9 protein-coding genes are annotated in these 13,963 nt (G+C 65.5%); 3 read left to right on the top strand and 6 right to left on the bottom strand.

Annotated elements, in window-relative coordinates; all coding sequences use genetic code 11:
- The first annotated feature begins 9 nt into the window (after window positions 1-9).
- A complete protein-coding gene (locus tag ESB00_RS10510) occupies window positions 10-792 on the top strand; it encodes a CE1 family esterase (protein ID WP_129047646.1) in 783 nt (260 codons plus the stop codon).
- Window positions 793-860: 68 nt separating this feature from the next.
- On the opposite strand, the gene katG is transcribed toward ESB00_RS10510, so the two are convergent.
- Together katG and ESB00_RS10500 are read right to left on the bottom strand one after the other, a co-directional pair.
- The gene (gene katG / locus ESB00_RS10505; protein ID WP_129047645.1) at window positions 861-3,080 is read right to left on the bottom strand and encodes a catalase/peroxidase HPI; all 2,220 of its coding nucleotides are present in this window, start codon (window positions 3,078-3,080) and stop codon (window positions 861-863) included.
- Window positions 3,081-3,662: 582 nt separating this feature from the next.
- Window positions 3,663-4,520, bottom strand: coding sequence for a tetratricopeptide repeat protein (locus ESB00_RS10500; protein ID WP_164976137.1), 858 nt, complete (start codon window positions 4,518-4,520; stop codon window positions 3,663-3,665).
- Between the two features lie 118 nt (window positions 4,521-4,638).
- Here ESB00_RS10500 and ESB00_RS10495 point away from each other — a divergent pair, with 118 nt between their 5' ends.
- Window positions 4,639-8,082 carry an MFS transporter gene (locus ESB00_RS10495; RefSeq protein ID WP_164976136.1) on the top strand — a complete coding sequence of 1,148 codons (3,444 nt, stop codon included), beginning with the start codon at window positions 4,639-4,641 and terminating at the stop codon, window positions 8,080-8,082.
- A 53-nt stretch (window positions 8,083-8,135) separates the two neighbouring features.
- On the opposite strand, the gene ESB00_RS10490 is transcribed toward ESB00_RS10495, so the two are convergent.
- The 4 genes from ESB00_RS10490 to ESB00_RS10475 all read right to left on the bottom strand — a co-directional run bounded on the left by ESB00_RS10490 (window position 8,136) and on the right by ESB00_RS10475 (window position 12,384).
- Complete coding sequence (locus ESB00_RS10490) at window positions 8,136-8,504, bottom strand: four helix bundle protein (RefSeq protein ID WP_218938727.1); 369 nt, start codon at window positions 8,502-8,504, stop codon at window positions 8,136-8,138.
- A 114-nt stretch (window positions 8,505-8,618) separates the two neighbouring features.
- Window positions 8,619-9,854 carry a sugar efflux transporter gene (locus ESB00_RS10485; protein WP_129047642.1) on the bottom strand — a complete coding sequence of 412 codons (1,236 nt, stop codon included), beginning with the start codon at window positions 9,852-9,854 and terminating at the stop codon, window positions 8,619-8,621.
- Between the two features lie 350 nt (window positions 9,855-10,204).
- Window positions 10,205-11,302: an Ldh family oxidoreductase gene (locus ESB00_RS10480; protein WP_129047641.1), complete on the bottom strand. Its 1,098-nt coding sequence runs from the start codon at window positions 11,300-11,302 to the stop codon at window positions 10,205-10,207.
- Between the two features lie 101 nt (window positions 11,303-11,403).
- Window positions 11,404-12,384: a phosphoglycerate dehydrogenase gene (locus tag ESB00_RS10475; protein ID WP_129047640.1), complete on the bottom strand. Its 981-nt coding sequence runs from the start codon at window positions 12,382-12,384 to the stop codon at window positions 11,404-11,406.
- Window positions 12,385-12,496: 112 nt separating this feature from the next.
- On the opposite strand from ESB00_RS10475, the gene ESB00_RS10470 reads away from it, so the two are divergent.
- Window positions 12,497-13,930, top strand: a complete 1,434-nt coding sequence (locus ESB00_RS10470) for an FAD-binding oxidoreductase (RefSeq protein WP_129047639.1) — start codon at window positions 12,497-12,499, stop codon at window positions 13,928-13,930.
- The last annotated feature ends 33 nt before the right edge of the window (window positions 13,931-13,963 follow it).

The raw sequence follows: 13,963 nt of genomic DNA, 5'->3' as shown, positions 1-13,963 counted from the left end.
ATCAACCCCATGCGTTTTGTCCAACTGGTGCTGGTCGCTTTGCTTGCGGTCGTGCCTGCGGCCGCGGAGTCGCTGCCACGCATGACGTGGACTGTGGCGGGGACCGCCCGCGAGGCACTGGTGCACTTGCCGACCGCGATGCCACCGGAGGGCGCGCCGCTGGTGTTTGTTTTTCACGGCCATGGTGGCTCGATGCGGCAGGCCGCCCGGAGCATGCCGCTGCATGAAAAGTGGCCCGAGGCGGTCGTGGTTTATCCGCAGGGGTTGCCTACGCCGGGACAACTCACGGACAAGGCTGGCCGCCGCGCCGGCTGGCAGGCGCACGCGGGGGATCAGGCGGACCGGGACCTGGCCTTCTTCGATGCGATGTTTGCGGAATTGGCCACGCAGCACCGGATTGACCGGCGCCGCGTGTATGCCACCGGGCACTCGAACGGCGGGGGCTTCACCTACCTGCTATGGGCGGAGCGGGGCGAGCGATTGGCCGCGTTGGCGCCCTCTGCAGCGCTGTTGTCCCGCGGGTTTCAGAAATTCAACCCCAAGCCCCTGCTACACCTGGCGAGCCGGGAGGATAAATTGGTGAAGTTCGCCTGGCAGGAGCGCATGCTACGCTTTGTCCTGCGACTCAATGGCTGCGGAACGCTCCGGCCGGATACGTTGGGCTACACGTCCTATCCTTCGTCCACCGGTCACGAAGTAGCGGTGTATCTGCACTCCGGCGGCCATGCCTATCCCTCTGACGTGGCACCCGGTTTGATCGTGAAGTTTTTCCAGTCGCAGGCGTTGCCCTGAGGCCGGCCGCAAAAAAAGCGGGGCCCGCAGGCCCCGCCGGTTGTTGCATGGCAATTTTTGCGCCCGGCTCAGCGCCGGTCGAAGCGGTCGGCATTCATGACCTTGTTCCAGGCGGTCACGAAGTCGCAGACGAATTTCCCTTCGTTGCCGCTCTCGGCATAGACCTCGGCCAGCGCGCGGAGCTGCGAGTTCGAGCCGAACACGAGGTCCACGCGGGTCGCGGTCCACTTGATGTCGCCGGTGGCGCGGTCGCGGATTTCGAAGAGCTCCTCGCTCGGGCCGGTGGGCTTCACGACGTGCGCCATGTCGAGCAGGTTGACGAAGAAGTCGTTCGTCAGCGTCTCGGACCGGCTGGTGAACACGCCGTTGGGCGACTTGCCATGGTTGGCGCCGAGCACGCGGAGGCCGCCGACGAGCACCGTCATCTCCGGCGCGGTCAGGCCCAGGAGCTGGGCCTTGTCCACGAGGAGCTGCTCGGCTGGCATCGTGTAGCGGGTCTTCTGGTAGTTGCGGAAGCCGTCGGCGACGGGCTCCAGCACGGCGAAAGACGCGACATCGGTCTGCTCCGGCGTGGCATCCGTGCGACCGGGGGCGAAGGGCACCTCGATCTTGTGGCCGGCCTTGGCGGCGGCCTGCTCAATGGCGGCGGCACCCCCGAGGACGATGAGGTCGGCGAGGGAGACCTGCTTGCCGCCGGTGGCGGAGGCGTTGAAGGCCTGCTGCACGCCTTCGAGCGCGGTGAGCACCTTGGCGAGCTTGGCCGGCTGGTTCGCGTCCCAGTCCTTCTGCGGGGCGAGGCGGATGCGCGCGCCGTTGGCGCCGCCGCGCTTGTCGGAGCCGCGGAAGGTCGAAGCCGAGGCCCAGGCGGTGGAGACGAGTTCGGAGACGGACAGGCCGGTGGCGAGTATCTTCGCCTTGAGCGCGCTGATGTCAGCGGCGTCGATCAGCTTGTGCTTTGCAGCGGGAATCGGGTCCTGCCAGATTAGGTCCTCGGCGGGCACCTCGGCGCCGAGGTAGAGGCACTTCGGGCCCATGTCGCGGTGCGTGAGCTTGAACCAGGCGCGGGCAAAGGCGTCGGCAAACTGCTCGGGGTGGGCGAGGAAGCGGCGGGAGATCTTCTCATAGGCCGGGTCGAAGCGCAGCGAGAGATCGGTCGTGAGCATCGACGGGCGGTGTTTCTTCGTCGGGTCGTAGGCGTCCGGGATGATCTCCGGCGCGTTCTTGGCGACCCACTGGTGCGCGCCGGCGGGGCTCTTCACGAGCTCCCAGTCGTAGGCGAACAGGTTTTCGAAGAAGTTGTTGCTCCACTTCGTCGGCGTGGCGGTCCAGGTGACCTCGAGTCCGGAGGTGATGGTATCCGCGCCCTTGCCGCTCTTGTAGGAACTGGTCCAGCCCAGGCCCATCTCGGCGATGCCAGCGGCCTCGGGCTCCTTGCCGACGTGGTCGGCGGAAGCGGCGCCGTGGGTCTTGCCGAAAGTGTGGCCGCCGGCGATGAGCGCGACGGTTTCCTCGTCGTTCATGGCCATGCGCGCGAAGGTCTCGCGAATGTCCTTGGCGGCGAGCACCGGGTCGGGGTTGCCGTTGGGGCCCTCCGGGTTGACGTAGATCAGGCCCATCTGCACGGCGGCGAGCGGGTTCTCCAGTTCGCGGTCGCCGGTGTAGCGTTTGTCATCGAGCCACTTGCCCTCGGAGCCCCAATAGACGTCCTCCTCGGGTTCCCACACGTCGGCGCGACCGCCGCCGAAGCCGAAGGTTTTGAAGCCCATGGACTCGAGCGCGACGTTGCCGGCGAGGATCATGAGGTCGGCCCAGGAAATCTTTTTGCCGTATTTGCGTTTGATCGGCCAGAGGAGGCGGCGCGCCTTGTCGAGGTTGGCGTTGTCGGGCCAGGAGTTGAGCGGGGCGAAGCGCTGCTGCCCCGCGCCCGCGCCCCCCCGGCCGTCGGCCGTGCGGTAGGTGCCGGCGCTGTGCCAGGCCATGCGGATGAAGAACCCACCGTAGTGCCCGAAGTCGGCGGGCCACCAGGGCTGGGAGTCGGTCATGAGCGCGTGCAGGTCCTTTTTGACCGCGGCGAGGTCGAGCGACTTGAACTCCTTGGCGTAGTCGAAGCCGGCACCCATCGGGTCTGACAGCGAGGACTGCTGGTGAAGCATCTTCAGATTGAGCTGGTTCGGCCACCAGTCGCGATTGGACCGGCCGCCGGCCGTCGTGGGCTTGGTCGCGCCGCCGTGAAGATGGGGGAAGGGGCATTTGCCGCCGGTGCTGCCGTGGGGAGGATGATTTTCCATGAGGATCGGGAGTGGAGGATTTCGGACAGGAGCTCGTCCCGCGTGGGGAGGCGGGCAGGAGGACGGATTAAACCAGTTTGCCCCGGCGAAGGGAAATACCGAGTTCCACTCACAGTCATAGGCAGCAGCTATCGTAAGTGTCTTTAGAAATAGATATAAACCGAGTGGTGGTGGTCGCGGAAGGGTCGGTCGGTAGAAACCGACTGGATCGGGCCGGCAGACCAGGTCACCGCCCCAGGAGGAGGTTCGCGGGGAGTTAAGTCACTGCCTCCGACGTGTTCGGAGGATGCTTAAGAAAAGAATTCATAGCAGGCCCCGGGTCCGCCGCGTGGCACCTGCCGTGCTAAAACGAGGTGTTCCCGCCACACACCAAACCACACCAGCGAACCACCCACTGCCATGACCCGATCCACCTCCGCCCTGTTCGTTGCAGCGATGCTCCCCCCCGCTACCGTTTTGCCTCTCATGCGGGGGATATTCGGATAGATTATTAGGGCGCAGCGACAAAGGGGTATCCCGCTGGCCGAGCTTTCGCCAGCGGCTCAAGCTCGGCTACACCACTTATGGAAGTGCTGTCGGGGTTCAGCCTTCCTTCAGCTTGCGGAGGGCCTCGAGTGCGCGGGTATAGCCGGGGTCGCCGGTGAGGGCGGTCTCGTAAGCGGTGATCGCGCCGGGTTTGTCGCCCTTTTTCAGGAGGATGTCGCCGATGAAGGTGTGCACGCGGGCGTCGTTTTTGCGGTCGGGCTGGGCGACGATCTCGCGCAGTGCGGCGAGGCCGCGATCGAGCTGCAGGCCGGTTTGGGCGGCGAGGCGGCCGAAGTGGTAGAGCGCGTCGGGATCGCCGGGCGTTTCGCGCAGGACCTCGTCGTAGAGGGCGATGGCCTCGGTGAATTTCTTTTCGTGCGAGTAGAGGGAGGCGTAGGCGGCGCGTCCGCGGCGGACGTCGAGTTTCTTGATCTCCGCCGCCTGCGCGTAGGCGAGCTCGATCCCTCCGCCCACAATGCCGGGGGCTTGCCGGCAGAATTCCATGAGGCTCCAGCGGGCGTTGAGGTTGGTCGGATCGAGTTCGACGGCGCGGTCGTAGGCGGCCTTGCATTTTTTCGCGAAACCCAGCTTAGCGAAGAGCCCGGCCTTGGTGGCGGCAAAGCCGTAGGCGTGGCCAAGCTGGAGCCGGTAAACGGCGTCGTGGGGCAGAAGCTCGACGGCCTTCTCCTGGGCGGCGACGGCGGCGTCGGCGTTTTGCAGGGCGAGATTGGCCTGGCCGAGGGCCTGCCAGGCCTCGGCGTTGGCGGGCTCCCTTGCCGTGATGCCCTCGAGCACGAGTCGCGCGTCATGCCACCGGCGCTGTTGGAAAAGCTCGCCGACCTGTTCGCGGACCGACGGCTCACCCGCATGCACGGCGAGGACGGTCAGGGCGGAAAGCAGCAACGGGCGGAGCATGTCGTCTAGGACAGGGCGGGCACGGAATGTTTCCAGCCAATTCCGGCCCCAGCCCGCGAGCAAAGGAAGAACTTGCCGAAGCAGGGTAGGCGGGCACTGTGAGGGCGCTACCCCCTGCATGAAACTACCCCGTGCTTCGCTGGCCGCGCTCCTCCTTGCCCAGGCGCAGGAAACTTTTAACGACTGCGCGGCGAAATTCATGCTCATCGGCCTCACCCAGCAGCTGGCGCGGGCGGCCGGGGAGGATCCGAAGCCGATGATCTCGTTCATCGCGCTGCTGTTGGTGCTGCCCTATGTGCTGTTTGCGCCGGTCTGCGGGTGGTTGGCCGACCGGTTTCCCAAACGCAGTGTGCTCAATTGGACGCTCATCTCGCAGGTGGGAGTCATGCTGCTGTTGGTCGCGGCCCTTTCCTTCAAGTCCTACGGCCTGGCGATGGTGGCCTTTTTCCTCCTCTCGGCCGAGACCGCGGTCCTGGCGCCGGCCAAGCGCGGCATCCTGCTCGAATACGTCGGCGAGCGGCAGTTGTCGCGCTGGGTGGGCTACATGGAGATGCTGAACATCACGGCGATCCTGGTGGGCACCTTTGCGGGCGGCTGGCTGTTTTCCCATTGGCTGGGACAGGGGGAGGATATCTGGGCGGCCGGCCTGAAGGTGGCGTGGTTGTTGACCGGATTGGCCGTGGTGGCGTGGGCATTTTTCCAAGTGGCCCAGCCCACGAAGTCCCAGTCGACGGAGCCTTTCCGCTGGAGCCTCTGGTTCCGGCACTTCACGGACATCGTCGAGGTGTGGCGCGAGCGGCCACTGTGGCGCTCCACGATGGGCATCTGCTTCTTCTACGCGGTGGGCGGCTACTTCATGCTGCTTATCCCGCAGATCGCCTACGAACTGGAAGGCGGGGGAGTGAAAACCTCGGCCGTCTCCAGCCTGATGATGCTGTGGGTCGGCGTCGGCACGATGCTGGGCAACCTGCTGGCGGGTCTGCTGTCGCGGCGCGGCGTCGAACTCGGCCTGGCGCCGATTGGCGGCGCCCTGCTGCTGGGCGTGCTCTTTGCGATGGGGTTCACGCCGTTTGGCGGTTCAGGCTTCACCGGCCTGCTGGTCGCGGCGGGATTTGCCACCGGGCTTTTCGTGGTGCCGCTGTATGCGTTCATCCAGCAGAAGTCAGGCGATCATCGGCGCGGGCGCATCCTGGCCGGCGTGGCCCTGCTGGACAGCCTCGCGGGTTCGGCGATCAGCGGCGTCTACTCGTTGGTGGCGGGCGACGGCGCCTTGGCGCTCAACCCCCATGCCCAGCTTTTCCTCCTGGCCGCGGTGACCTTCGCGATGCTGCTTTACGGCGTCTGGCACATCCCGCACCACACGGTCTGCACGGTGATGCGGTTGATCGGACCGATCTTCTACCGGGTGAAATCCATCGGCTGGGAAAACATCCCGCAGGGTGGGGCGCTCATGATCTGCAACCACCTCTCCTATGTGGACGCGGTCGTGCTGCAGATCGCTTCGCCGCGGCCGATGCGGTTCATCGCGTTTGCGGGCTTTGTGAAGAGCCCGTTCATGCGGTTTATCTTTCGGGCGGCGGGGGTGATTCCGGTCACGGCCAACAAGCCGATGAAGGGCATCCGGCTCGCGGTCGAGGCGATCCAGAACGGCGAGCTGGTCTGCGTCTTCCCCGAGGGCGCGATCTCGCGCACCGGGCAACTGATGCAGCTCAAGCGCGGCTTCGGCCTGATTGCCGAGTCGGCCAAGGCGCCGGTGGTGCCCGCGGCGATCGACGGGCTGTGGGGTTCGATCTACTCCTTTGCCGGCAACAAATACCTCTGGAAACCGCCCCGGCTGATGCCGACGCACGTCTGCGTGATGTTCGGCGCTCCGATACCGTCCGCGAAGGTCAATCTCGACTCCGCCCGCCGGGCGTTGCTGGACCTCGGTGAACAGGCCTTCCAGGAACGGCCGGTGTTGAAACGCAATCTTGCGCGCGAGGCGGTGCGGGCGCTCGCCAAGCACCCGCGGCATGTCGCCGTGGTGGACCGCACGGCGGACCGCCGTGAGATCAAGGCCGGACAATTGATCGCGGTGGCCGCCGTTCTCGCCCGCCGCATCAAGGCGACGGTCCCCGAGAAGCGCGTGGGCATTGTGCTGCCGCCGGGCGCCGGCGCGACCATCGCCAATCTCGCCATTGCCTGCGCGGGCAAGGTCCCGGTGAACCTCAACTTCACGGCCGGCAAGGCCGCGGTCGAGGCGTCGCTGCGGTTGGGCGAGATCAAGACCGTCATCTCCGCCGACGCGATGCGGGCCAAGGTGCCGAATTTCCCCTTCCCGGAGCGCACGCTGGACTTCAAGAAGGAGGTCGAGGCGGCCGGCGGCAAGAAGGCCATCATCCCGTGGCTGCTCGCCGCCAATGTGCTGCCCAACCAGTGGGTGGCCGACCTCATGGGCTTGTCGCGCACCGGCGACAACGAGGAGGCGGCGCTGCTCTTCACGAGCGGGAGTTCCGGCGAGCCGAAGGGCGTGGTGCTGACGCATCGCAACATCCTGTCGAACTGCGCGCAGATTTCCTCGCTCTCCATCCTGCCCGAGACGGCGACGATGCTCGGCTGTCTGCCGGTGTTTCATTCGTTCGGCTTCACCGTGACGCTCTGGTATCCGCTCATGCGCGGTTGCCGCGTGGTGACCGTGCCGAGCCCGCTCGACACCAAGAAAATCGTGGATGCGATCAAGGAGGAGCAGGCGACGGTCATGATCGGCGCACCGACCTTCATCCGGCCGTTCCTCAAGAAGGCGACGAAGGAGGAACTCAAGACCCTCAACCTCGTGGTCACGGGCGCCGAGAAGCTCCCGATGGATCTCTACGACGCGTTCCTGGCGCAGTTCGGCATCGAGATCCTGCAGGGCTACGGCCTCACGGAGACCACGCCCGCCGCGAGCATCAACCAGTATCACCCGCCGATCACGACCTCGACGGCCGAGCACCAGGAGGGCAAGCGGCTCGGCGCCGTTGGCCGGTTGCTGCCCGGCTCGACCGCCAAGATCACCGATCCCGACACCGGTGAAGAACTGCCGCTCAACTCGACCGGCATGCTCTGGCTCAAGGGCCCGCACGTTTTCCCGGGCTATCTGAAGGATCCGGAGAAGACGGCGGCGGCCATCAAGGACCGTTGGTTCATCACGGGGGATCTGGGCCGGATCGACGAGGACGGCTTCCTGTTCATTGAAGGCCGGCTCTCGCGTTTCTCCAAGATCGGCGGCGAGATGGTGCCGCACGGGACGATCGAGCAGCGGCTCATCACGGCCTTCGAGTGGGACCAGAACGACGGCCCGACCGCCGTGGTCACCGGCATCCCCGATGCGTCCAAGGGCGAGGCGCTCGTGCTCCTCACGACGAAGGAGGTCGTGCTCGCTGATGTCCGCGCGAAGCTGCTGGAGGCCGGATTCCCGAATCTCTGGGTGCCGAAGCTCATCGTGAAGGTGGACGCGATCCCCGTGCTCGGCACGGGCAAGACCGACCTGAAGGGATGCCGGACCTTGGCCATCGAGCGCGCCACGACGCTGGCGGAAGCGTGAGCCTAGCGGAGAGGGGGTGAGGGGGTGAAACCTGAGGGGGTGAGGAGGGCAATCTAGTCGCCTTTGGCGCGCTTGGCCATGGTCACGAAGATGGCGATCAATTCGTCGGATTCCTGCCAGAGGTAGGTGAGGGCCGGGGAATCGATGCCGCAATCATCGCGCAACAGCTCGAGCCAGAGCTGGGATTCGTCGGCCTCCTGGGTGCATTGCTCAATTTTTGCAATGAACTCCTCCGCGCTTCGCGCGCGGGAGCCTTCCCGGTAGTTTGCGGCAACCGATGTTCCAGATCGCAACACCTGCTTGCCAAGAACCCTCAACTCTTCGCGCCGCTTGTCCAATCCGATATAAAATCTTACCACCGCACTGGCGAAAGCCTTGGTCCTTTTTCGCATGAGCACTTTTCTTTCTTCGAGGGGAATCATGGCGGCAACTTTGCCCATCTCTGTTCTGAGAGCAGCGGAAGACTCGACCTGATTTAAGGTCGTTATCCTCAGGTTTCACACCCTCACCTCCTCAGTTTCGCGTGAGCCGGCGCCTCAGGCCGCCGGGTGTTCGTGCTTTTCCCGCGCGAGCCAGAGCAGCAGGAAGGCGGCGCCGCAGAGGCCCGCGCAGACGAGGAAGATGGCCCGATAGCCCAGCACCTCGGCCAGCGTGCCGAAGGCGAGGTAGCCGACGGTCGAGCCGAGGCGGTTGGCCGTGGTGTAAAGGTTGGTGGCCGTGCCGGGTTGGTCGGGAATGTAGCTCTGGAAGAAGGTGATCGCGATGCCTGACACGATGGCGATCATCGCGGCGCTGAGGATCTGCACCGGGTAGATGTGCCAGGGCTCACGGACGAAAAAGAGCAGCACGTAGTAGGCGATGGCGATGATCACGCCGAGCCGGATGAGCCGACCGGGATGTTCGCGCGAGGCGAGCAGACCGAACCAGAACATGAAGGGGAGCTCGAAGACCGGCGCGACGCTGTAGGCGATGCCCACGTGGCTCTCGTTGCCGCCGAGCGTGCGCAGGATCATCAGGGGCAGCCCCATCATGCCCATCGTGACGCAGACAAAGACCAGCGCCATGGCGGCGAAGTAGCAGAGCAGGTCCGGGCGGCGCAGCACCTGCGTCAACGGCAGGCGGGTGGCGGCATTGGCGGCGGGTGGCGGCCGGTGCGGAATGAAAAGCAGCACGATCACGAACAGCAGCGCAAACAGGCCCGCGCAGACCAGGAAGATGCCCTCGTAGGCGGCGTGGATCATCACCCACGCCGAGATCGCCGGGCCGATGGTCCACGCCAGCGAGAAGAGCAGGCGGAAAATGTTCATGTAAAGCGGCGCCTCCGACTGGGGGATGCCATGGCGTCCCATCGCCTCGCGCGCCGCCGCGAAGAGCTGGGCGAAGCTGATCGACGAGATGCCGAGCGCCACCGAGCCGATCACGGTCAGCCAGAGCACGCTGCGCACGTAGGCATAGCAGCCATAGCCGAGGGCCCCGCAGAGGCAGCCGAGGAGCAGGATGGAGCGGCGGCTGAAACGCGTGTCCGACCAGCGCGCCAGCGCCGTGCTGATGCCGATGCCGGCCAGCGTGGTGATGGTCATGAACACGCCGAAGGTCCAGTTGGACATGCCCACCTCGATCGTGCCGAACATCGAGTAGAACGGCACGACGAACGAGTAGGCCATGCCGAGCACCAGGTTGCTCAGCATGAGCACGACGAACTCGCGCTCGGCGAGGAGCCGGCGCCAGGGCGTCAGAAGGGCTTTCATGCTGAAGTCGATGTTGTCGGCCATGGGCGGGGCACGAAGAGACTCGTTCAGCGCGGCTATCGCAAGTGCGCGTTGGGGGCTGACCCATACAGCGGCGTCTTTCCGCTGGGGGGCGGCGTCGCATACCGACCTGAACCGGAACAGATCCACACCAGCGTCATCCTGAGCCGTGCGAAGGATCCAAGGAAAAGGACGGTCGTTCGCCGACCGCCCGGGTCCTTCGCACGGCTCAGGATGACGGAACGCGGTTGCTCGCAAACGTAGGGCCGGTCTCCGACCCGCCGCTTGGCCCCGTGCCGGCCAGTCGGAGACTGGCCCTACAAGAAAAAGGCCCGGCTTGCGCCGGGCCTTGAAGTGTCTGACTGGGTGGCCGTTCAGACCGTGTAGGTCTTGAAGGCGGATGCGTCCCACAACGGCAGCTTCGCCTCGGTGGCGAGCTCGTTGAAGGCCTCGATTTCGGCCTTGGTGAAGAGCAGGCCGCCGGCGGTGGCGCTGTGCTTGGCCCAGCCGGCTTCGAGCTGGCCGGGGAGCATGCACTTCTCGTTGCCGTGGCCGAGCACGTCCTGGATGACGGCCTTCACGTTCTGTTGCTGGCTGCGGCCCTTGGCAAAGGCGCCGCCGCTGATCGCGTCGGGGTGGATGACCTGGAAGAAGAAGCAGCAGGTGCCCTTGTCGCCCTCGGTCTTTTCCCAGCGGTTGCGGATGGTGGGCAGCGAGCCGCCGATGAAGCCGCCCACGATCTCGTTGATGAGCGCGAGGCCGTAGCCCTTGTGGGCGCCGAAGGGGATGAGGAACTTGGCCTTCTTGGGGTCGGTGGTGACCTGGCCGTTCTCGTCCACGGCGGCGTCGGGCGGGAGCGACTTGCCCTCGCGGGCGAGCTGCTGCACGCGGCCCATGGCGACGACGGACGTGGCCCAGTCGATCACGATCGGGTAACCGACGGCCTCGGTGGTCGGGAAGCCCCACGAGTGCGGGTTGGTGCCGAGCGTCGGGAACTTGCCGCCGAAGGGCACGACCTCCGCGAGCGCGGCGGTGCAGTTGGTGTAGGCGATGTAGCCGCGGCGCGCGGCGTCCATCACGTAGCCGCCGCCCCAGAGGTAGTGGAAGGCGTTGTCCACGGACACGGTACCCACGCCGTATTTGTCGGCGAGGCGGATGGCCTCGTTGATGGCGCGGTAGGCGGTGGATTGGCCGAGCTTGCGGTTGGCGTTCCAGATCTTGGCGGCCTCGAACTTCGAGGGCTTCTCCTCGATCTTCGCGCCGGGGACGCAGCCCTTCGAGCCGGAGCCGAAGAGGTGGTCGAGGTGCAGGGCCTTGATGCCGTTGTGCGTGCGGATGCCGTGGCGCGAGGCGTCGGCGCAAACGATGGCGCCCTCGCGGGCCTCGTCGGCATCAAAGCCGCGATGGCGGTAGGCCGCCTCGATCAGGGCGTTATGCTGGGACTCGGAGACGATGAAGTAGGTTTCGGGCATGGGAGGAATTATTTAAGACTACGGGACTACTGACCACTGGCTACCGACCTGAAGACGCGACGGCTTGGCCGTGGTCAGGGGTCCGTAGTCTGGTGGCTTGTTTAGACGACCTTCTTGACCGGCACCTCGGGGTTGATCTGGGCGAGGGGCTTCTCGCCGTTCATGGCGAGGATGAGGTTCTTCACGGCAGTTGTGGCCTGACGGACGACGCTCTCGTAGGTGCGGGAGCCGACGTGCGGCGTGCAGACGACATTGGGCAGCTTGAGCAGCGGGTGGTCGGGTGTCGGCGGCTCGGAGTCGAGCACGTCGGTGCCATATCCGCCCACCTGACCGGACTTGAGCGCCTCGACCATGTCGGCGGTGTGCACGATCTCACCGCGGGCGCAGTTGAGGATGAGCACGCCCTTCTTCATCTTCGGGAAGGATTTCGCGCTGATCATGTCGCGCGTCTCGGGCGTAAGGTTGGTGTGGAGCGAGAGGTAGTCCGCGGCGGCGTAAACCTCATCGAGCGTGGCGGCGCGCTTCACGTTGTGGGCGGCGGCGAACTTCTCATCCCAATAGACGTCGAAGCCGATGACGTTCATGCCGAAGGCGCGGGCCCGGATGGCGACCTCCTTGCCGATGCGGCCGAGGCCGATGATGCCGATGGTCTTCTCCAGAAGCTCGTGACCGGTCTTGCGCTTCCAGCCGTTGGACCGGGTGGAGTCGGTGTGAAAGAGGAGGTTCTTCTCGAGGGCGAGCAGGAGCAGGAAAGTGTGCTCGGCGACGGTGGTGTGGTTGACGCCCGGGGTGAAGAGCAGGGGGAGGCCGAACTCGGTGCAGGACTTCACGTCGATCTTGTCCACGCCGATGCCGTATTTGCTGATGACCTTGAGGCGCGGCTTGGCCTTCTCGAGCACGGCGCGCGTGATCATGTCGTCGCCGCAGATGTAGCCGTCGATGTCGCCGACGAGGGCGAGGGTGTCGGCCTCGTTGAGCGGGCCGCGGGCGCGGATGATTTCCCAACCGGTGTCGGCCAGCATCTGGTGATGGGCCCCGGGGGTGTCTTGAAACGAGGTGGTGGTGAGCAGAATGCGCGTCATAGGGAACGCGAATCTGAGCAGGCCGGGCCGGCGCACTCAAAGCGAATCTTGCCGCGAGCCTGTCATGCGGGTTGCGCTGACCGCAAAAATTCCGTTGGTTCTTTTTTCGCTAATGAAAACACCTGTGCAAGTCACTGCCTCCCTTAAGCGTCGGTTGGGCGCTGCGGTGGATGTTTCCGAAAAAGGCCGCTGGGCCGCATCGTTCGACAGCAGCAAAATTTCTTTCCTGCCGGACGCCGTTATCACGCCGCGCCAGGAAGCGGACATCGGCGTGGTGCTCGAAATGGCCAACCGGCACCGCGTGCCCGTGACCGTGCGCGGACGCGGCACCACGCTCATGGGCTCGGCGGCGCCGGTGCGCGGCGGCTGGGTGATCGACATGCTGCGGCTGAACAAAATTTCCATCGACGCCGACGCCGGCATGGCGCACGTCGGCGCGGGCGCGACGACGGCGAACATCCAGGCGACGGCGGAGAAGCTGGGCTGGTTTTATCCGCCTGACCCGTCATCAAAGAATTACTGTACCATCGGCGGAAATATCGCCTGCAACGCCGGCGGCATGCACGGTGGCAAATACGGCGTGACGCGCGACTTCATCATCGCGCTGCGTGGCTACCTGCCGACCGGCGAGTTCGTGGAGTGGGGCACGGCGACGAAGAAGTTTTCCGCCGGCTTCAACCTGCGCGACCTGTGGATCGGCAGCGAAGGCATGCTGGGTGTCGTGACCGGGGCCGTGCTCAAGCTTGTGCCGTTACCGCCCGCCCGCTGGACGCTGCTCACCTCCTTCAAGGACGAGGGCGCGGCGCTCAAGGCGGCCCGCGCGCTCTTCCGCGCCCGCGTGCAGCCCGCGATCTGCGAATTTCTTGACCGCGAGAGCGTGGTCTGCGCCGAGCGGGCGATGAAGACCACGATCTTCCCCGGCCAGGCGGGCCGGCCGGTGATTTTGCTGGAGCTGGCGGGAGGCGTCAGCGAAGTGGACGACCTGAAGCTGGAGGTGCTCGCGTGGGCGCAGGCGAACGCGCTCGGTTTCAAGGAGGCGCGCAGCCGCGACGAGGCCGAGGCGCTCTGGACCGTGCGCCGCAAGTGTTCCGGCGCCATGTTCGAGCTCGGCGACGCCAAGCTGAACGAGGACATCGTCGTCCCGATGCGCAATTATGAGAAGTTTGCCCGCTACCTCGCCGGGTTGAAGCGGAAGTCCGGCCTGCCGATTCCGACCTTCGGGCACCTCGCGGACGGAAATTTGCATGTGAACATCATGTATCACCGCGCCGATCCGAAGGAGACCAAGGCCGCCGAGGCCGCCGTGCAGAACCTGATGGAAACGGTCGTGTCGTTCGGCGGCGCCATTTCCGGCGAGCACGGCATCGGCCTGGCCAAGACGCCCTTCCTGCGCATCCAGCATTCGCCTGCCCAGGTGAAGGCCATGCAGGCGGTGAAGAAGGCCCTCGACCCGCGGGGCATCCTGAATCCCGGGAAGATGTTCAAGGAGGTGCGCATCTGGAAATACCCGAAGCTCCAGGTCCACCTGCCGTGGGATCACAAGTGACCACCTCATACAGGTGGTCATCCGCAGCGCAGC

The organism is Oleiharenicola lentus (genome assembly GCF_004118375.1).
Classification (GTDB): Bacteria; Verrucomicrobiota; Verrucomicrobiia; order Opitutales; family Opitutaceae; genus Lacunisphaera; species Lacunisphaera lenta.
The sequence above is the reverse complement of the archived record's forward strand: the minus strand, read 5'-3'. Positions and strand labels throughout refer to the sequence as shown.